The sequence below is a fragment of the Pollutimonas harenae genome (genome assembly GCF_004153685.1).
Lineage (GTDB): Bacteria > Pseudomonadota > Gammaproteobacteria > Burkholderiales > Burkholderiaceae_B > Pusillimonas_C > Pusillimonas_C harenae.
On sequence record NZ_SDQD01000002.1, the window covers coordinates 157,658 to 176,250 of the forward strand.

The window sequence follows — 18,593 nt, forward strand, 5'->3', positions numbered from 1 at the left end:
GGGTGGCATGGCTCCGTGAGTCATAAAGCGCCAGGTCATGTTGTTGCAGCCGGTCAGGCTTGGGCCTCAGGGCCAATCGAGGTGCATGTGCTGGTTACGAAAGGAATATAAATATGGAACTCAATGGCGCCGATATCGTCGTGCGTTGCCTTGCCGAACAGGGCGTAGACCATGTGTTTGGCTACCCGGGCGGCGCGGTACTGTACATCTACGACGCAATCTACAAACAAGACAATTTCAAGCATATTCTGGTTCGCCACGAGCAGGCTGCCGTACATGCGGCCGACGCGTATTCGCGCTCGTCCGACAAAATCGGTGTTGCGCTGGTCACCAGTGGCCCTGGCCTGACCAATGCCGTCACCGGTATTGCCACTGCCTACATGGACTCCATTCCCATGGTGATCATCAGTGGTCAGGTGCCTACGGCTGCCATAGGCGAAGATGCTTTTCAGGAATGCGACACCGTCGGTATTACTCGGCCGTGCGTCAAGCATAATTTCCTGGTACGCGACGTCAAAGACTTGGCCGAAACCATGCGCCGCGCCTTTTTCATTGCCCAAACCGGCCGACCCGGCCCTGTCCTGGTCGACATTCCCAAAGACATCACGGTTGCGACCTGCAAGTTCACGCCCAAGCGCGGCGAGGTCAAGATGCGTTCGTATGCACCGGTGGTCAAGGGTCATCAGGGGCAAATCAAGAAAGCGGTGCAGATGCTGCTGACAGCCGAACGGCCCATGATCTATTCGGGTGGTGGCGTGGTCTTGTCCAATGCATCAGACGAATTACGCGAACTGGTCGAGCTGTGTGGTGCGCCGTGCACCAATACGCTGATGGGCTTGGGGGCGTTTCCGGCCGATGACGACAAGTTTGTGGGCATGCCAGGCATGCACGGCACATACGAAGCCAATATGGCCATGCAGAATTGCGATGTGCTTATTGCCGTTGGTGCGCGCTTCGATGATCGTGTCATTGGCAATACCAAGCATTTTGCGCAAAACCCTCGCAAGATTGTTCATATCGATATCGACCCGTCTTCGATTTCCAAGCGGGTGCGGGTCGATGTGCCGATCGTCGGCAATGTGAAAGATGTGCTGCAAGAGATGAACTCGCTGTATGCACAGGCGCTAGTCGATACGCCGGCCAATAAAGACGATCTGGCCAAATGGTGGCAACAGATCAATACCTGGCGCGGCAAGCAGTGCCTGGTCTATGAGAACTCCGATACGCTTATCAAACCCCAGTTTGTGGTCGAGAAGCTGTGGGAAGTGACGGGTGGCAACGCGTTTGTTACCTCTGATGTTGGCCAGCACCAGATGTGGGCTGCCCAGTATTATCGTTTCAAGCAGCCTCGGCGCTGGATCAACTCTGGTGGACTGGGCACTATGGGTGTGGGCTTGCCCTATGCCATGGGCGTGCAAATGGCCAATCCCGACAGCGACATCGCCGTCATTACGGGTGAGGCATCCATACAGATGAATATTCAGGAGCTCTCCACCTGCAGCCAGTATCGCCTGACGCCCAAGGTGTTGTGCCTGAATAACCGCTACTTGGGCATGGTCCGGCAGTGGCAGCAAATCGACTATGGTTCCCGCTATTCCGAATCTTATGTCGATGCCTTGCCCGATTTTGTGAAGCTGGTCGAAAGCTATGGCCATGTGGGCATGCGCATCGAGAATCCGGCCGATGTCGAACCGGCCATACGCGAAGCCTTCGTCAAGTACAAAGACCGATTGGTTTTCCTGGACTTCATCACCGACCAGACCGAGAATGTATGGCCCATGGTGAAGGCGGGACGAGGCCTGACAGAAATGCTGCTTGGTTCAGAAGACCTATAAGGAGAGAAAGCCATGAAACACGTTATTTCTATCCTTCTGGAAAATGAACCCGGAGCCTTGTCACGGGTGGTTGGTCTGTTTTCAGCCCGAGGCTATAACATCGAAACCCTGACGGTTGCGCCCACCGAGGATGCAACGCTCTCGCGCATGACCATCGTGACCCAGGGGTCCGATGAAGTCATCGAGCAAATCACCAAGCACCTGAATCGCCTGGTCGATGTCGTCAAGGTCGTCGACTTGTCGGAAGGCCCGCATATCGAGCGCGAGCTCATGCTGATCAAGGTGCGGGCGGTAGGCAAAGAGCGCGAGGAAATGAAGCGTATGGCCGATATTTTCCGCGGTCGCATCATCGATGTCACCGACAAGGTCTACACCATTGAACTCACTGGCGACCAAGGCAAGATAGAAGCATTTATTCATGCCCTGGATCGCAGTTCCATCCTTGAAACCGTGCGTACCGGAGTATCTGGCATAGGCCGCGGCGAACGCGTTTTGAAGCTTTAATTTATTATTTACCGGCCAGGCGGCAGCATGCCGGCCAAATTTAACCATAGCGCCTGAATGCACGCATTCAGCAAATATCAAAATACTAAAAGTATTGGAGCACCTGAAATGAAAGTTTTTTACGATAAAGATTGCGACCTCTCCCTCATCAAAGGCAAAACGGTTGCCATCATCGGTTATGGTTCGCAAGGCCACGCCCACGCACTCAATCTGCACGAGTCCGGCGTCAATGTCGTGGTTGGCCTGCGCAAAGGCGGCGCATCCTGGAGCAAGGCAGAAAACGCCGGTCTGAAGGTTCAGGAAGTGGCCGAGGCTGTCAAGGTAGCCGATCTGGTCATGATTTTGCTGCCCGACGAAAACATCGCCGAGGTTTATCGCAATCAGGTGGCTGGCAACATCAAGGCTGGTGCCGCGCTGGCATTTGCCCACGGTTTCAACGTGCATTATGGCCAGGTTCAGCCTCGCGCCGACATCGACGTCATCATGATTGCTCCCAAGGCGCCGGGCCATACCGTTCGTGGCACTTATAGCCAGGGCGGCGGCGTGCCTTCACTGGTGGCTGTGCATCAAGACAACTCGGGTGCCGCGCGCGACATCGCCTTGTCCTACGCTTGCGCCATCGGCAGCGGCCGCGCCGGCATCATCGAAACCAACTTCCGCGAAGAAACCGAAACCGACCTGTTCGGCGAGCAGGCCGTTTTGTGCGGCGGTACCGTCGAATTGATCAAGGCAGGTTTCGAAACCCTGGTCGAAGCTGGCTATGCGCCTGAAATGGCTTACTTCGAGTGCCTGCACGAACTGAAGTTGATTGTCGACCTGATCTACGAAGGCGGCATTGCCAACATGAACTACTCCATCTCGAACAATGCCGAGTATGGCGAGTACGTAACTGGCCCCAACATCGTTACCGAAGAAACCAAAAAGGCCATGCGCAAGTGCCTGACGGACATCCAGACGGGCGAATATGCCAAGAACTTCATCCTGGAAAGCGCCGCGGGTGGTCCTTCGCTGACCTCGCGTCGCCGCATCAATGCCGATTCGCAAATCGAACAGGTTGGTGGCAAGTTGCGCGCCATGATGCCCTGGATCGCCGCCAACAAATTGGTTGATCAAAGCAAGAACTAAGCTGTATTGTTAGCTCATTTACCCGGCTTCGGCCGGGTTTTTTATTGACCGATTTCGGTTATTCTTCGTCTTATCATGAATAAACCTCCTTATCCTCATCCCCTGATTGCCAGGGAAGGCTGGCCGTTCCTGGCTGGTATTGTGCTGATATCAATACTGGTCAGCTTCTGGTCCGGTGCTGCGTCGATTCCATTTTGGCTGCTGTCCATCTTTGTATTGCAGTTTTTCCGCGATCCGCCTCGCCTGGCGCCCGAGGGCGAGCTGAATGTGCTGTCGCCCGCAGATGGCCGCATTGTGGCGGTCGAAGAGGTGCGTGATACCTATGCCAACCGCGATGCGCTTAAAATAAGCGTATTCATGAATGTATTTAATGTCCATTCCAACCGTGCACCCGTTGCGGGGGCGGTTCAGTCCGTTAACTATTTTGCCGGCCAGTTTTTCAATGCATCGCTCGACAAAGCCTCGTTGGAAAATGAGCGTAACGCAATAGTCATGCTGACCTCCCAGGGACACGTGGTTACAGCAGTGCAGGTGGCCGGTCTAGTGGCCAAGCGTATTCTTTGCTATACAAAGCCGGGCGATTCCCTGTACGCTGGGCAGCGTTATGGCTTCATCCGCTTCGGCTCGCGGGTCGATGTCTATCTGCCGCCAGGTTCCCGTCCACGAGTCGCCATCGGCGACAAGGTGCAGGCCACCAGTACCGTGCTGGCCGAATTACCCGGCCTGCCCAACAATCCTAACGAGTAAGCTTATGCCCAACACCGACGAATCCCGTCGCCGCCGCAGCATCTATTTGCTGCCCAATGCCTTTACCACTGCCAATCTGTTCGCAGGTTTCTACGCGGTGGTACAGGCCATGAATGGCCGCTTCGAAATGGCTGCCATTGCAATCTTCCTGGCGATGGTGTTTGACGGCATGGATGGGCGCGTGGCGCGTCTGACCAATACCCAATCAGCCTTTGGCGAGCAATACGACTCCCTGTCCGACATGACTTCATTCGGCATAGCACCGGCGCTGGTCATGTATGAATGGGCCTTGCAAGATCTGGGCCGCTGGGGCTGGCTGGCGGCCTTCATCTATGTAGTGGGTGCGGCCTTGCGCCTGGCTCGCTTTAATACGAATATCGGCATCGTCGACAAGCGGTTCTTCCAGGGCTTGCCCAGCCCTGCGGCGGCGGCGCTGGTGGCCGGCTTTCTTTGGCTGGTGGTCGACAACAAGCTTCTGCTGGCCGATCCGACTATTTCCTGGCTAGCCTTTATCTTTACGGTGTACGCCGGGATTGCCATGGTCACCAATGCTCCGTTTTACAGTGGCAAATCTTTTGCCCTGGGGCGTAGCGTACCGTTCTGGGTAATCTTGGTATTGGTGGGTGTATTTGTATTTGTATCCAGCGACCCACCCGTAGTGCTTTTTGGCCTGTTTGTGGTGTATGGGTTGTCGGGCTGGTTCATTATGGCGTGGCGCTGGCGCCGCGCCCGCGAACTTACCCGCAAGCGCCAGCGGCACGAGAGTGCCACCGAAGATGCTGAGTCGGCGGTTGTGCAAGAACCGTCGTTCAGCGCCACCCATACCTATCAGTCACCAGAATTAGGTGGCCAGACCGACAAGCACGAAGTCGGCAAGCCACGCGATCCCAATCAGACGCTATAACAAGCCAAGCCCGGGCAAGCAGCAACAAGCAAGCCCCAATGCTGCTTGCTGGAATCAGGCAGGCAGCAGCTTAATTGAACCAGAAGCTTTCACGCTCGTACAAGGGATCAGGCCCGGGATGGAAACGGGTGACGGCTTCGCCACTTGTTCCAAAATACACGTACATCAAGGAATTCCAGGCACCTGATTGCTTGTAGCGATAGCCCCACACCGTTTGTCTGGAAGAGGGCAGGCCAACCTGAGTGATCTCGGCTGGGGGGCCAAACTCGCACTGTACCCGCTCTGGCGTCCAGACGCCCGTGGCCAGCACATTGAAATGCTTGTCCGTCAGCAGGGGTTCGATGTGATCGGTGATGCCGGCACTATTGACGTTGGTGCCCCAGGCATATTGTCCATAAGGCTGCTGGGACCAGATCAGGCGCTGGCCGCCGTTTTCGCCAGGACACGAGAAGTTAGCCCGGCCGAACTGAGCTTCTACCTGGTGCAAGGGCGTTCCGGGTGGCGTATTGGCCATATTGGCGCAGGCTGACAGCAGACCAAATCCGATGCCGGCCAGGGCGACACGGGTAAGCCTGGCAAGTGTAGAGTTCATGATTTTCACCTTTGCAGTATAATGCTCTCTTTCCTGGAATGGCTGCGTACATGTGCGCGCTTATCAGCTATTGAAGCCGGCCCAGGTAAAGCCCATAAAATTGTAGTTTGTTAATCACTTCACGTCAGGGCACCTCGGCTCTGTCGCATGTTAAAGAGGCTAAATAATGTCTGTTGCAGAAATCAAAAAATCCGACATCGTCGCACAATTCCAACGTGCTCAAGGCGATACCGGCTCTCCAGAAGTTCAGGTTGCGTTGCTTACCGCCCGTATCAACGAACTTACCGGCCACTTCAAAACGCACATGAAAGACCACCACTCGCGTCGTGGCCTGCTGCGCATGGTTAGCCGCCGCCGTAAATTGCTAGATTACCTGAAGGGCCGCAATCCCGATTCGTATCGTGCTCTGATCGAAAAGCTCGGTCTGCGTAAGTGATACCCGGGGCTGGCTCCCCACGATGCAACCGTGCACACCGCGACCCGTGTCGTGGTGTGCACGGTTTTTTTATATTGTAAGGATACTTCCTAATGTTTAATAAAGTGAGCAAGTCGTTTCAGTACGGTCAGCACACGGTAGTTCTGGAAACCGGCGAGATTGCTCGCCAAGCCTCAGGCTCCGTACTGGTTTCGATTGACGATACCGTTGTATTGGCAACGGTTGTTGGCGCCAAGAAGGCCAAACCCGGGCAAGACTTTTTCCCCCTTACTGTAGATTACGTTGAAAAAACCTACGCAGCCGGCCGCATTCCCGGTGGTTTTTTCAAGCGCGAAGGCCGTCCTTCCGAAAAAGAAATCCTCACCTCGCGTCTGATCGACCGTCCCTTGCGCCCCTTGTTTCCTGAAGGCTTCTACAACGAAGTCCAGGTCATCCTGCATACAGTGTCGGTCAATCCTGACATCGATCCAGACATCGCCGCCATGATCGGCGCTTCTGCCGCATTGGCCATCTCGGGCATTCCTTTCAATGGCCCCATTGGTGCGGCACGTGTCGGTTACATCGACGGCCAGTACATCCTGAACCCAACCTCCAGCCAAATGCCAACCTCGCAAATGGATCTGGTCGTGGCGGGTACCGAGGCCGCTGTGCTGATGGTCGAGTCCGAAGCGCAGAATTTGTCTGAAGAAGTCATGCTGGGCGGCGTCATGTTTGGCCACGAGCAAATGCAAGCTGCCATCAACGCCATTCATGAGCTGGTTGCCGAAGCTGGCAAGCCCGAGTGGGATTGGCAGCCCGCACCCGCCAACGAAGCGCTCGCCATTGCGGTAGCCTCCGCTGCCCAGGAAGGCCTGCAGGCAGCTTACCTGATCCGCGAAAAGCAGGCCCGTACCAACAAGCTGCGCGACGTTTACGCCGAGGTCAAGGCCAAGCTGGCCGAGCACGCGGCCGCCAAGTGCGAAGATGTCCCCGACAACGTCGAAGTCGAAAACATGCTGTTCGACCTCGAAGCCAAGATTGTTCGTGGCCAGATCCTGAATGGCGAGCCTCGCATCGACGGCCGTGACACACGTACCGTGCGCCCCATCAGCGTCAGCCTGGGTGTGCTCCCCCGCGCGCACGGCAGTGCTCTGTTCACACGTGGCGAAACGCAGGCCCTGGTCGTCGCTACCCTGGGTACCAAGCAAGACGAGCAAATCATTGATTCCATCATGGGCGAGCACCGTGATCGCTTCATGCTGCACTACAACTTCCCTCCGTTTGCTACCGGTGAAACCGGCCGCTTTGGTTCGCCCAAGCGCCGTGAAATCGGTCATGGCCGCCTGGCCAAGCGTTCGCTGATTTCGTCGCTGCCCGAAGCGCAAGACTTTCAGTACACCATACGCGTCGTGTCAGAAATTACCGAGTCCAATGGCTCGTCTTCCATGGCATCGGTATGCGGTGGCTCCTTGGCCATGATGGACGCCGGCGTGCCTGTCAAAGATCACGTGGCGGGTGTGGCCATGGGCTTGATCAAAGATGGCGGCAAGTTTGCGGTGCTTACCGATATCCTGGGCGATGAAGATCACCTGGGCGACATGGACTTCAAGGTGGCAGGTACCGTACAGGGCATTACCGCCTTGCAGATGGATATCAAGATTCAGGGTATTACCCGTGAGATCATGCAGGTTGCCTTGGCTCAGGCCAAAGAAGGCCGTCTGCACATCCTGGGCAAAATGAAGGAAGCCCTCGAAGGTTCGCGCACCGAGCTGTCCGAGTTCGCTCCACGCATGCTGACCGTCAAGATCAACCCTGAAAAAATCCGTGATGTCATCGGTAAGGGCGGCGCAACCATCCGTGCTCTGACCGAAGAAACCGGCACTCAGATCGACATTGGCGATGACGGCACCATTACCATCTCCAGCGCCGACCTTGATAAGGCCCGCGAAGCCGAGCGTCGTATCAAGGAGCTGACGGCAGATGTCGAGGTAGGTCAGGAATACGAAGGTCCAGTCCTGCGTCTGCTGGACTTTGGTGCCATTGTCCAGGTGTTGCCGGGTCGTGATGGCTTGCTGCACATTTCTGAAATTGCCAACTATCGTATTGCAAACATCAACGATGTTCTCAAGGTTGGCCAGACGGTGCGCATCAAGGTTATCGAAGCGGACGACAAAGGTCGCTTGCGTTTGTCCATGAAGGCCATTGGCGGTATCGAAGCGCAGGGCGGCCCTCAGGCACCTGTCGCACCCACCGAAGGCTAAGATGGCATGAACCTGGCGGTGTGCCGCCGTCAGGTTCACGAGCGCTGTTTACAACCCCCAAAGCAGGTTTGCCTGCTTTGGGGGTTTTATTTTGACGAGTTCAGCCGCTGTTTGACGCCCCCGTGGCTGGCTGAATAGGTCGGCGTGGCTTTGGTGTCGCCACGAGAGGGATCAGTAACGCAGGTTTGCGCTCAGGATGACCTGGCGGCCAGGCCCGAAATCGGCGTGGTGCACGCCATTTGTGTGCGAGTAGTATTCCTTGTCCGTCAGGTTAAGCACATTGAGCTGAAGGCCCAGGTTCTTGTTGACCTGATAGGACGCCATAGCGTCGAAGCGCCAGTATGCGGGCATATAGACTTCGTTGGTGCCGCCGCCGGCTCCACCCTGATTGCCGCCATAAGTTTTTCCTACATAGTAGGCGCCGCCGCCTATGGTAAGTGCGGGTGTCATTTTGTAGGTGCTCCATAAGCTGAAGCTGTGCTTGGGCGTGTTGGCTAGCGGGTCACCTTCGTTGACACCGTCGTAAGCACCTTGTACGAGTTCGCTGTCCATGTAGGTATAGCCGCCGTAAACCATCCACTCGGGTGTGATCTGCCCGCCTATGCCCAGCTCCAGGCCGCGAACACGGGTTTTGCCTGCTTGCTCATAGATGCCGTCATCGACTTCGATCTGTGCGTCGCGCCGTTCGGTGTTGAAGAGTGCTGCGGTCAGGCTTAGGCGCTCGTTCAGAACGTCCCATTTGGTTCCCAGCTCGATCGTACGGCTCTTTTCTGGTTCGAGCTCGCCAATTTTTGTGGGATTGCCACGTCCGGTAGAGAGGCTGTCCTGATCGCCACCAGACATATTGGGAGGGGTCGAGGCTGTTGCGTAGCTCAAGTAGATGCTGCCGTTGGGGGCTGGCTTATAGACCAGACCCAACTGGTAATTGAACATGTTCCACGAACCTTTGGAGTATTCATCGCCGTTCATGCCGTAGACTTTATAGCGATCGAGTCGAATGCCCGCGTTGACCAGGAACTTCTCAGAGACCTCGATGCTGTCAAAAAGGTAGGCGGCCTGAGTGATGGACTTGGCATCCAGATTCAATTCGTTTCTGTCAATGCTGCCTGACCAAGGATCGTTGGGGTTGGGGTTATACAGGGGCGTGCAATTCAGAGAGTTTGTTGCCGATGCCGGTAGCGAGGCAGGGCATGCTGAACCGTTGGTTATGGTTTGGGAGTATCCGGCGTTCCGGGTTCTTTCGCTGGAAAGTTCCAGGCCGACATTGAAGCGGTGCTTCAGGCTGCCGGTTTCCAGTTCGCCGTTCAGTTCGGTTACGTTGGCCAGCATCGTGGTTTTTTGCCAGCGGCTCTTGTCTCCGCGTTGCAGCCACCAAGTGTTGGTAGGCCCGTCCAGCCAGCGCTTACCGTCACCCGGATTGGTTACGAGGTAATCATTGAGTGTCTCGCCATACCGGGTGACATTACGCACAGTCAGCTTGTCTGTCAGGTCGTGTTCCAGCTCGATGGTGCCGATATCCGCCTTGGTTTTGCGGAAATCTCGGGCATAGAGGCCATAGAAGGTATCGCGACCGACATCCAGAATGCCGGTACTGGTTTCGATGGTGGTGCCGCGCGTCAGCGGTACGCCATAATCGGGCATGCCATCTGTTTGGTAGTGATAGAAGCTGATCGATGCTCGGGTTGGGGTGCCCAGACCAAAGGAAATCGTGGGGGCAATGCCGAAGTTTTTATAGTCTACGGAGTCACGGCCGGCCATGTCACCCTTGGCGCCCAGAATGTTCAGGCGGAAGGCTGAGGTGTCGCTGAGTTGCCAGTTGCCATCGATGGTGGCGCGTAGGTATTTGTCGGTACCCACACCTAAATTGGCGCTGGCGGCATTGCCCAGGTGGGCATGCTTGCTGTTCATATTGATACTGCCGCCACCTGTTCCGCGGCCGCCATAGACTGAGTCAGCGCCCTTGATGACTTCAACGCTTTCCAGATTGAAGATTTCGCGCGTTTGGCCGCCTGCGTCGCGGATACCGTCCACATAGATGTTGCTGCCTGATGAGGCGCCCCGGATGAAGGGACGGTCGGCCAGCGGCTGGCCACCTTCACCCGCGCCGAATGTGATGCCGGGTACGTTGCGCAGCACGTCTTCAAGTGACGTGGCGGCGGTGTCTTCTATGACGGCTTGAGGAACGATTTGTACAGTCTTGGGCGTATCCAGCAACGGTGCCGTGAATTTGGTTTGTGATGCTTCTTGTGTCTGGTAGGTATCGGGCCTGGTGCCGGTTACGGTGACCGGAGACAACTGGGTGGCGCCTTCTGATGTATTTTGTGCGTGCGCAAGTGGCATGAATACGCTGGACGATACAAGGGTGAGGGCTAGGGATGAACCCAGTATGGCCGACGGCGGCAGATTTTTTATAGACACAACAACTCTTCCTCTAGACTAAATAAGTGCGAATAATAATAATTCGCATTAGTAAAAAAAGAAAGAAATTATTTGATGTATATCAAGTTTGAAATTGAAGGTGTGTCTATCAAGCTACAAATATCGATCTACGATATTTAAGTCTGGTTTTGAAAGCGAAGGGCTGAAGAGCCATAGGTGGTGCACCCAGCCGGAATCGAACCGGCACGACCAGTGGTCGAGAGATTTTAAGTCTCTTGCGTCTACCAATTCCGCCATGGGTGCGCGGGGCGAGGGGCCGGAGAGGCCCTTTGGGTGCCCTGGTAGGGTATGTTCTTGGCGGAAGCGGTGAGATTCGAACTCACGGACGAGTTACCCCGTCGCTGGTTTTCAAGACCAGTCCATTCAACCGCTCTGGCACGCTTCCTTTGAAGGACGAGAGTTTAGCGCATGTTCCGGGGCTTGTGGGCCGATTATGTCGATGATCCTGCAAAAAACCACTTAGACGGGCGATAATGCACTTTTGAATTGCAGCAAGGAGTTGTCATGAAAGCAGTGGAAATATCGCAGCCGGGTGGTCCCGAAGTGCTGGTGTTGGTTGATCGGCCGGTGCCTGAACTCAAACCTGGTGAGGTCTTGATCAAGGTTTCCGCTGCAGGTATTAACAGGCCTGATGTGTTTCAGCGTAAAGGCAACTATCCTCCTCCTCCGGGGGCTTCTGATTTGCCAGGGCTGGAAGTGGTGGGCGAAATCGTATCGGGCGACACCGGCGATACCGGTTTATCGATAGGCGATAAAGTGTGTGCCCTGGTGGCTGGTGGCGGTTATGCCGAGTACTGCGCGGCGCCAGCGGCCCAGTGCCTGCCCATACCCAAAGGTCTGTCTGACGTCGAAGCGGCTGGTTTGCCGGAAACCTACTATACCGTCTGGACCAATGTCTTTGACCGGGGTTGCCTGGCTGATGGTGAGTCCTTGTTGGTGCATGGTGGCGCCAGCGGCATAGGAACGACGGCCGTGCAGCTGGCCACCGCCATGGGTCACAAGGTATATGCCACGGTAGGCAGCGACGAGCGCGTGCAGGCCGTTGAGGGCCTGGGCGCAGTGCAGGGCATCAACTACCGTACACAGGATTATGTGGAAGAGGTCAAGAAAGCCACTGATGGCAAAGGCGTGGATGTGGTGCTGGACATGGTCGCCGGCGATTACATCAACCGCAACATCAACTGCCTGGCCGACGATGGCCGTATCGTCATCATCGCCTTGCTGGGCGGAGCCAAGGCAACGATAGACTGCAACCAGGTCTTGCGCCGCCGCCTGACGGTTACCGGTTCCACCTTGCGTCCGCGACCCGTGGCGTTCAAGGCCGACATCGCCCAATCACTCAAGACACGAGTCTGGCCTTTGCTGGAGGCCGGAAAAATTCGCCCCATTGTCCATGCGACCTTTCCTTTGGAGCGTGCCTGCGACGCCCACGCAATGATGGACGCCGGCGAACAGATAGGAAAAATCGTCCTGACAGTTTGAGTTCCGCCCGGCCCCCAACTCTGTGGCCTATCTGCCTCGTTTCGATTAGGCAGATAGGCCACGAACACGCTACAATGCCGGGTTGTCCAAATTTTTTTGTTTAGGGCCAATGAATACAGAACAAACGCGTAAGCGCCTGGTTATAGGTAACTGGAAAATGCACGGTCAACTGACCGGCAATGCGAGCCTGCTCGATGGTCTGCGTACTGGCGCGCCGGCGGTGTCCGGCTGCGACCTGTCAGTGTGCGTACCTTTTCCGTATCTTGATCAGGCCAGGGCCAGTTTGCAAGACAGCGTCATTTCGTGGGGTGCTCAAGACGTCAGTACGCACGAACAGGGCGCGTTTACCGGCGAAGTTTCAGCGGGCATGCTGGCTGACTTTGCTTGTCAATGGGTATTGGTCGGGCATTCCGAACGGCGCACCTTGCATGGCGAAACCGATCGGTTGGTCGCTGCAAAGGCAAACGCCGCCTTGCAGGCAGGGCTTACGCCTGTAGTGTGCGTGGGCGAGACGCTGGCCGAACAAGAAGCGGGTAAAACCGAAGATGTTATCGCCCGTCAGTTGGCGCCAGTCTTGGCGCTGGGTGCGCAGCAGGTAGGGCGTATGGTGTTGGCCTACGAGCCCGTTTGGGCTATTGGTACGGGCCGCACGGCAACGCCTGAGCAGGCGCAGGCGGTGCATGCCTACATCCGCTCGCAGTTGACCGGCTTGGGCGTACCTGAAGTCAGGGTGCTGTATGGCGGCAGCGTCAAGGCATCAAACGCGGCTTCATTGTTTGCCATGCCCGATATCGATGGCGCCCTGGTGGGCGGTGCATCGCTGGTAGCAGAAGAATTTTTACGTATAGCGGCCGCATAGGCCTCGGAGTTTTTTCATGCAATGGTTGTCACCCGTTCTTATGGCGATTCAAGTCATATCGTCATTAAGTGTCATAGTGTTGGTCTTGTTGCAGCAGGGCAAGGGCGCCGATATGGGCGCATCTTTTGGCGGCGGCTCGGCCGGTAGTCTGTTCGGCGCAACTGGCGCGGCCAACTTCCTGTCGCGCACCACCAAGTGGGCTGCTGTCATCTTTTTTGCCTCCACTGGCGCGCTAGCCTGGGTGGCACACCATCCTACGGGCGCTCCATCGCTGATCGATGGTGGTGTCATGCAAGGCTTCCAAAGCCAGGAAGTGCCCGTGGCCCCTGGTTCTGCTGTGCCTGGTGCAGCGCCTTCCGGCTCTGCCGTACCTTCGGCACCTGCCCCTGCGCCTGCAGCGCCCGAATCCTCGGCTGTACCACAGGCGCCTGCCCAATCCGGGCCTGCAACTGAGTCGTCTGCTCCCGCCCAGTCCGGGCCAGCAACTGAGCCATCTGCCGCTCCCGCCAGCCAAACTGGCGAGTCTGTACCGGCAGCACCTGCTTCAAGTAATTAAGATGGGCTGGAAGGCGGCCTAGTGGCGTCGCCTTCCTTGGGCAGCTGGTATGGGGTAGGCCAAATATATATGCCTGGTTTCATGCTAGAATACCGCTCTTTCCTTGCCGACGTGGTGGAATTGGTAGACACGCTATCTTGAGGGGGTAGTGGCGAAAGCTGTACGAGTTCGAGTCTCGTCGTCGGCACCAAGACATAAAATCAGGACGTTTCATAACGACTGATGCAGTATCAAGACCCGCATGAACATTAAGTTTATGCGGGTTTTTTGTTGGCTTCGACTGAATTGCGTATCGCCATACACGGCGCTTAAGGTAGTATTTACTACCTTAAAAGAAGATTTCTACGGTGGTTACCGAGATGATGGAAGCAATCTTGCGCCTCATAGAAGAGTATGGTCTGTTGATTGTGTTCTTTAATGTACTTATAGAGCAGGCCGGTGCGCCGATACCGGCTTATCCTATCCTGGTCGTCACCGGCGCACTGCATGAGTCTAGCGGCTACAGCCCCCTGGCGCTGGTAGGGGTGGCGGTCCTGGGCGCCATGATTGCAGATTATGGATGGTATCTGGCAGGCCGGCGCTACGGTGCCAGGCTGCTTTCCATGCTGTGCCGTATTTCTCTCTCGCCCGATTCCTGTATTCAGCAGACTGAATCGATTTATGTGCGTTGGGGTGCGCCTTCGTTGATGGTGGCCAAGTTTATCCCTGGCTTTGCATCTATCGCCAGCGTGCTGGCTGGTGCTGTGCATACCCGCAAAAGAAGTTTTCTGCTGTTCGACATTATTGGTGCGACGATCTGGTCGGGCTCTGCCGTTTATCTGGGTTCGCTATTCAGTACGGCCGTCGACGAATTGCTGGAAGTGCTGGTCAATCTCGGTATGCTGGGCGCACTGCTGCTGGCTGCCGCTCTTGTAGTGTTTGTTGCGAGGAAATGGTGGCAGCGCCATCGCTTCATCAAGTCTCTTTGCATGGAGCGGGTCAGTGTGCAAGAGCTGCACGATATGCTGCAGTCAGGGAATCGTCCGGTTATCGTGGATGTGCGATCTGCCGTGGCGCAAGCAGAAGGACGTATTCCCGGTGCTATTGCTTTGCGGGTGGGAGAAGATGACTTTCCTCCTTTGAGTGGTGACGACATCATTGTGTATTGTGATTGTCCCCATGACGCATCCGCTGCTGCCGTGTCCAAACGCCTGATGCAAAGTGGCTACAGCCGGGTTCGCCCCTTGGCGGGTGGCATCGAAGCCTGGCTGGCCGCCGGGTACACCATAGATATTGAGGTTACGGAAGCTGAAGGCGTGCCCGCATAGAAAGCGTAGAATTAATGCTCGTTAATTGTGACGGGAACCTTCATGTCTTCCTCTTTCTTTCAGCCTACCCATTTGATCGGGCAGTATGTTGAGTTGCAACCTCTGTCTATGGACCACAAAGACGGCTTGATTGCGGCGGTGAATGACGGGAGGCTTTGGGAGCTTTGGTACACCAGCGTTCCTTCGCCAGACCGGATGACAGCTGAAATTGAACGCAGGCTGTCGCTGCAGGCAGCCGGCACGATGCTGCCGTTCACTGTTGTCGACCGCGCCAGTGGCCGTATTGTCGGCATGACCACTTATATGAATATAGATTTGGTGGGTCCGCGCGTCGAAATAGGCTCGACTTGGTATGCGCAAAGTATTCAACGAACGCCGTTGAATACAGAAGCCAAGCTCCTGCTGCTGACACACGCCTTTGAGCAGCTCGGCTGCCTGGCCGTTGAGTTCCGGACGCATTTTTTCAATCATCAAAGCCGTCGGGCCATCGAGCGCCTGGGCGCAAAGCTGGACGGTATCCTGCGCAGTCACCAGCGCAGCGCTGATGGCGCGCTTCGCGATACCTGCGTCTACAGCATTGTGGCCGCCGAGTGGCCGACTGTGCGCTCACATCTCTCCTGGAAGCTTGAAAAAAGGAATCTTTGATGCCTGTCGATGGGTGTCACGAGTGGGAGGGGGGCAAGAGCGTCTGGAGTGGAAGTCCCCAAGCATCGGTGGCCATCATAAAGTCGCGTGCCTATCAATAAATAAGCTTTGCGACTCGCGCCGGTCATCCTCTTCTTCTGTTTTTCGTCACTCATCCCTGCGTTACGGCGTCATTGCCCGATGTTTGCATTAGCTGATGGCGCGCTTGATATGTAGTGTCTATATATAGACAATCTGTGGATGCGTGGCCGCGGCTGTCGTCGTAGCCGCCCGCCCACAGACCAGTTTTGTCCTGGGTATGAACGTAAATCTTTGAAAACCAGAGGAAAAATTCCTGATTTGCTGAAGAAAAAATCAACAATAAAAACAAGTGCTTGTGGTGGGAACTTAAAAATAATCTCTAACTTGTTGGGCCTGGATTGATGTGGCGCCCGCGCCACATCAAAACCAAGGGTAAACCCTTATAAATTTCCCGTAAAAACGTTGTTTTGTTGTTAAAAGCCTACAGCGGGAGCAAAAAACATCACGTTTCACCACACGACAATAGCCAGCAGGCTGGAATTTTGATGCAATAGCAACAACTTCCCATCGCGGAGTTGGAAAGAGCAGCAGCACAGTGCAAACAAGTAGTCGCTGCTCTAGTTACTCAAATCTACGGAGATTTCTTACATGAAAAAGACTCTGCTCGCTGCTGCCCTCACCGTTGGTTTCTTCGGCGTTGCTCAGGCAGAAACATCGGTCACCCTATACGGTATTATCGATACCGGTATCGGCTACAACAAAGTTGAAGTTGGCGATAACTATGAAGCCAAGAAAGTCGGTCTTATCAACGGCGTTCAGTCCGGCAGCCGCTGGGGCCTGAAAGGTACTGAAGATCTGGGCGACGGCCTGCAAGCCATTTTCCAATTGGAAAGCGGTTTTGACAGCTCCACTGGTTTCTCCGCTCAAGACGGTCGCTTGTTTGGTCGTCACGCCACTATCGGTCTGCAAGGCGAAAGCTGGGGCCGTTTGGATTTGGGTCGTCAAACCAATATCGCGTCCAAGTACTTCGGTGACGTAGCCAGCCCCTTCGGTGCTAGCTTCGGCCAAGCCAACGTTGGCGCCACCTTCGGTTCGGCTAACACCGTCCGTTGGGACAACATGGTTATGTATCAAACCCCCAACTTCTCGGGCTTCCAGTTCGGCGTTGGTTATTCCTTCAACACCAACGGCTCGCAAGACTGGGACGTTGATAACGATCCTACCTCCGACGATAACGACGAAGGCATCACCACCGGTCTGCGTTATGCCAACGGCCCCATTGGTGCTGCTCTGACGTATGATCAAGTCAAGAACGACGTGGTTGACGGTAAAGTCAAAGCATGGAACCTCGGTTTGAGCTATGACTTTGAAGTGGTCAAGCTGCATGCTGGTTTCGGTCAAACGAAAGATGGCTGGATCGGTGCAGGCAATTTCGGCGCAGGTGCTCCCCGCGCTGATATGTACGAAGACGGCCTTGAAGCCAATCTGTACACGGTTGGTGTGAGCGCTCCTTTGGGTGCGGGCAAGGTTATGGCTTCGTGGGCTATGGCTGATTTCGATGATCTGAATGGTCAGGAACTCGACAAGCAAAGCATCTACAGCCTGGGTTACACCTACGCGCTGTCCAAGCGTACCAACATCTACGCTTACGGTTCGTATGCTGACAATCTGTACGGTCTTGATGATGCCAAGTCGACAGCTGTCGGCGTCGGCCTGCGTCACCAGTTCTAATCGTCTGGCATAGCAAGTCTATGCCATTCGGTGGCCCGGCGTGTCGGGTCACATAGAGCTCGCAGGTGCAAACCTGCAAACAAAAGCCACCCCTAGGGGTGGCTTTTGTGTTGGTTTTTTTGTTGTTCTCTGCACTGCATATTTTTATGTGGCAAAGATGTTTCACCTTAGGGTTATTCAGCAGAATGACGCTCTCAAAATGCTACAATCCAGAAGTTTACTTATCGTGATTGGATGCGCAGCATGAATCTGCAACAGTACTTTCCTGTTCTGCTGTTTATTATCTTTGCCACCTGTATAGGCTTTGCCTTGCTGGGCGCCGGCAGGTTGTTGGGTCCACATCGTCCTTACGACGAAAAGCTATCGCAGTACGAGTGCGGTTTCGAAGCCTTCAGCGACTCGCGCATGAAGTTCGATGTGCGCTATTACCTGGTTGCGATCCTGTTCATTATGTTCGATCTTGAAATCGCTTTCCTGTTTCCGTGGGCCATGGCCAACGGCACGATAGGCATGGTTGGTTTCTGGACGGTTCTTGTGTTTTTGGCCATTCTGACCGTGGGCTTCATCTACGAATGGAAGAAGGGCGCCCTCGATTGGGAATAAGCGACAGTGCCAGGCTCTTTGCAGCCTCCTACGGTACAAGCTAAAGGTGAATTATGGCTATTGATGGCATCATGAAAGAAGGTTTTATTACCACCAGTGCAGACAAGTTTCTGAACTGGGCCAAAACCGGGTCCTTGTGGCCCATGACGTTCGGTCTGGCCTGTTGTGCGGTCGAAATGATGCACGCAGGCGCGGCGCGTTACGACCTTGACCAGTTTGGCATTATCTTTCGTCCCAGCCCGCGTCAGTCCGACCTGATGATCGTGGCGGGTACGCTGTGCAACAAGATGGCACCTGCACTGCGCAAGGTGTACGACCAGATGCCTGAGCCACGCTGGGTGGTTTCCATGGGCTCTTGTGCCAACGGCGGTGGCTACTATCATTATTCCTATTCGGTGGTGCGTGGATGCGACCGCATTGTCCCCGTCGATGTCTATGTGCCGGGCTGTCCTCCTACGGCGGAAGCCCTGGTGTACGGTTTGCTGCAAATGCAAAACAAAATCCGCCTGACGAACACCATTGCGCGCTAGGCTTCAAAGCTGCCGCTCCTAACGTTGAACTGCTTGA

The 18,593-nt window shown here is 55.4% G+C and carries 17 protein-coding genes and 3 tRNA genes; 16 read left to right on the forward strand and 4 right to left on the reverse strand.

Features of this window, described 5'->3' with window-relative positions; all coding sequences use genetic code 11:
* The first annotated feature begins 113 nt into the window (after positions 1–113).
* The 5 genes from ERD84_RS07575 (at position 114) to pssA (ending at position 5,115) form a co-directional block, all read left to right on the forward strand.
* On the forward strand, positions 114–1,835 hold the full coding sequence (locus ERD84_RS07575) for an acetolactate synthase 3 catalytic subunit (protein ID WP_130039041.1): 1,722 nt from the start codon (positions 114–116) through the stop codon (positions 1,833–1,835).
* 12 nt (positions 1,836–1,847) lie between these two features.
* Complete coding sequence (gene ilvN, locus ERD84_RS07580; RefSeq protein WP_130039042.1) at positions 1,848–2,339, forward strand: acetolactate synthase small subunit; 492 nt, start codon at positions 1,848–1,850, stop codon at positions 2,337–2,339.
* 108 nt (positions 2,340–2,447) lie between these two features.
* Positions 2,448–3,464, forward strand: a complete 1,017-nt coding sequence (gene ilvC, locus ERD84_RS07585) for a ketol-acid reductoisomerase (protein WP_130039043.1) — start codon at positions 2,448–2,450, stop codon at positions 3,462–3,464.
* Between the two features lie 75 nt (positions 3,465–3,539).
* A complete protein-coding gene (locus tag ERD84_RS07590; protein WP_130039044.1) occupies positions 3,540–4,211 on the forward strand; it encodes a phosphatidylserine decarboxylase in 672 nt (223 codons plus the stop codon).
* Positions 4,212–4,215: 4 nt separating this feature from the next.
* The gene (gene pssA, locus ERD84_RS07595) at positions 4,216–5,115 is read left to right on the forward strand and encodes a CDP-diacylglycerol--serine O-phosphatidyltransferase (RefSeq protein WP_130039045.1); all 900 of its coding nucleotides are present in this window, start codon (positions 4,216–4,218) and stop codon (positions 5,113–5,115) included.
* A gap of 70 nt (positions 5,116–5,185) precedes the next feature.
* On the opposite strand, the gene ERD84_RS07600 is transcribed toward pssA, so the two are convergent.
* A complete protein-coding gene (locus ERD84_RS07600; protein ID WP_130039046.1) occupies positions 5,186–5,707 on the reverse strand; it encodes a hypothetical protein in 522 nt (173 codons plus the stop codon).
* 166 nt (positions 5,708–5,873) lie between these two features.
* Between ERD84_RS07600 and rpsO the strand changes: the two genes are divergently transcribed.
* Together rpsO and pnp are read left to right on the forward strand one after the other, a co-directional pair.
* Positions 5,874–6,143: a 30S ribosomal protein S15 gene (gene rpsO / locus ERD84_RS07605; protein WP_130039047.1), complete on the forward strand. Its 270-nt coding sequence runs from the start codon at positions 5,874–5,876 to the stop codon at positions 6,141–6,143.
* A gap of 92 nt (positions 6,144–6,235) precedes the next feature.
* Entirely contained in the window at positions 6,236–8,383 is a 2,148-nt protein-coding gene (gene pnp / locus ERD84_RS07610) for a polyribonucleotide nucleotidyltransferase (RefSeq protein ID WP_130039048.1), read from the forward strand.
* Between the two features lie 171 nt (positions 8,384–8,554).
* Here pnp and ERD84_RS07615 read toward each other — a convergent pair whose 3' ends face one another.
* The 3 genes from ERD84_RS07615 to ERD84_RS07625 form a co-directional block, all read right to left on the reverse strand.
* Positions 8,555–10,801, reverse strand: coding sequence for a TonB-dependent receptor (locus tag ERD84_RS07615; RefSeq protein WP_130039049.1), 2,247 nt, complete (start codon positions 10,799–10,801; stop codon positions 8,555–8,557).
* Positions 10,802–10,979: 178 nt separating this feature from the next.
* Positions 10,980–11,065, reverse strand: a tRNA-Leu gene (locus ERD84_RS07620).
* Between the two features lie 52 nt (positions 11,066–11,117).
* Positions 11,118–11,207, reverse strand: a tRNA-Ser gene (locus ERD84_RS07625).
* Positions 11,208–11,326: 119 nt separating this feature from the next.
* On the opposite strand from ERD84_RS07625, the gene ERD84_RS07630 reads away from it, so the two are divergent.
* From ERD84_RS07630 to ERD84_RS07670, 9 genes are all read left to right on the forward strand, one after another.
* Positions 11,327–12,304 (forward strand): NAD(P)H-quinone oxidoreductase, encoded by a 978-nt coding sequence (locus tag ERD84_RS07630; protein ID WP_130039050.1) that lies wholly within the window; start codon positions 11,327–11,329, stop codon positions 12,302–12,304.
* Between the two features lie 109 nt (positions 12,305–12,413).
* The gene (tpiA, locus tag ERD84_RS07635) at positions 12,414–13,163 is read left to right on the forward strand and encodes a triose-phosphate isomerase (RefSeq protein ID WP_130039051.1); all 750 of its coding nucleotides are present in this window, start codon (positions 12,414–12,416) and stop codon (positions 13,161–13,163) included.
* Positions 13,164–13,179: 16 nt separating this feature from the next.
* Complete coding sequence (gene secG / locus ERD84_RS07640; protein ID WP_130039052.1) at positions 13,180–13,719, forward strand: preprotein translocase subunit SecG; 540 nt, start codon at positions 13,180–13,182, stop codon at positions 13,717–13,719.
* A 105-nt stretch (positions 13,720–13,824) separates the two neighbouring features.
* Positions 13,825–13,909 (forward strand) — tRNA-Leu (locus ERD84_RS07645).
* Positions 13,910–14,081: 172 nt separating this feature from the next.
* The gene (locus ERD84_RS07650) at positions 14,082–15,026 is read left to right on the forward strand and encodes a rhodanese-like domain-containing protein (RefSeq protein ID WP_130039986.1); all 945 of its coding nucleotides are present in this window, start codon (positions 14,082–14,084) and stop codon (positions 15,024–15,026) included.
* Positions 15,027–15,068: 42 nt separating this feature from the next.
* Positions 15,069–15,671, forward strand: a complete 603-nt coding sequence (locus ERD84_RS07655) for a GNAT family N-acetyltransferase (RefSeq protein WP_130039053.1) — start codon at positions 15,069–15,071, stop codon at positions 15,669–15,671.
* 669 nt (positions 15,672–16,340) lie between these two features.
* Complete coding sequence (locus tag ERD84_RS07660) at positions 16,341–17,423, forward strand: porin (protein WP_130039054.1); 1,083 nt, start codon at positions 16,341–16,343, stop codon at positions 17,421–17,423.
* Positions 17,424–17,666: 243 nt separating this feature from the next.
* Positions 17,667–18,026 carry an NADH-quinone oxidoreductase subunit A gene (locus ERD84_RS07665; RefSeq protein WP_130039055.1) on the forward strand — a complete coding sequence of 120 codons (360 nt, stop codon included), beginning with the start codon at positions 17,667–17,669 and terminating at the stop codon, positions 18,024–18,026.
* 53 nt (positions 18,027–18,079) lie between these two features.
* Positions 18,080–18,556, forward strand: coding sequence for a NuoB/complex I 20 kDa subunit family protein (locus tag ERD84_RS07670; protein ID WP_013742839.1), 477 nt, complete (start codon positions 18,080–18,082; stop codon positions 18,554–18,556).
* Positions 18,557–18,593 lie beyond the last annotated feature (37 nt).

Bases quoted from the DNA above. Each gene is read 5' to 3' on its own strand.
- ERD84_RS07575 (WP_130039041.1), top strand. From the start codon at position 114: ATGGAACTCAATGGCGCCGATATCGTCGTGCGTTGCCTTGCCGAACAG.
- ilvN (WP_130039042.1), top strand. From the start codon at position 1,848: ATGAAACACGTTATTTCTATCCTTCTGGAAAATGAACCCGGAGCCTTG.
- ilvC (WP_130039043.1), top strand. From the start codon at position 2,448: ATGAAAGTTTTTTACGATAAAGATTGCGACCTCTCCCTCATCAAAGGC.
- ERD84_RS07590 (WP_130039044.1), top strand. From the start codon at position 3,540: ATGAATAAACCTCCTTATCCTCATCCCCTGATTGCCAGGGAAGGCTGG.
- pssA (WP_130039045.1), top strand. From the start codon at position 4,216: ATGCCCAACACCGACGAATCCCGTCGCCGCCGCAGCATCTATTTGCTG.
- ERD84_RS07600 (WP_130039046.1), bottom strand. From the start codon at position 5,707: ATGAACTCTACACTTGCCAGGCTTACCCGTGTCGCCCTGGCCGGCATC.
- rpsO (WP_130039047.1), top strand. From the start codon at position 5,874: ATGTCTGTTGCAGAAATCAAAAAATCCGACATCGTCGCACAATTCCAA.
- pnp (WP_130039048.1), top strand. From the start codon at position 6,236: ATGTTTAATAAAGTGAGCAAGTCGTTTCAGTACGGTCAGCACACGGTA.
- ERD84_RS07630 (WP_130039050.1), top strand. From the start codon at position 11,327: ATGAAAGCAGTGGAAATATCGCAGCCGGGTGGTCCCGAAGTGCTGGTG.
- tpiA (WP_130039051.1), top strand. From the start codon at position 12,414: ATGAATACAGAACAAACGCGTAAGCGCCTGGTTATAGGTAACTGGAAA.
- secG (WP_130039052.1), top strand. From the start codon at position 13,180: ATGCAATGGTTGTCACCCGTTCTTATGGCGATTCAAGTCATATCGTCA.
- ERD84_RS07650 (WP_130039986.1), top strand. From the start codon at position 14,082: ATGGAAGCAATCTTGCGCCTCATAGAAGAGTATGGTCTGTTGATTGTG.
- ERD84_RS07655 (WP_130039053.1), top strand. From the start codon at position 15,069: ATGTCTTCCTCTTTCTTTCAGCCTACCCATTTGATCGGGCAGTATGTT.
- ERD84_RS07660 (WP_130039054.1), top strand. From the start codon at position 16,341: ATGAAAAAGACTCTGCTCGCTGCTGCCCTCACCGTTGGTTTCTTCGGC.
- ERD84_RS07665 (WP_130039055.1), top strand. From the start codon at position 17,667: ATGAATCTGCAACAGTACTTTCCTGTTCTGCTGTTTATTATCTTTGCC.
- ERD84_RS07670 (WP_013742839.1), top strand. From the start codon at position 18,080: ATGGCTATTGATGGCATCATGAAAGAAGGTTTTATTACCACCAGTGCA.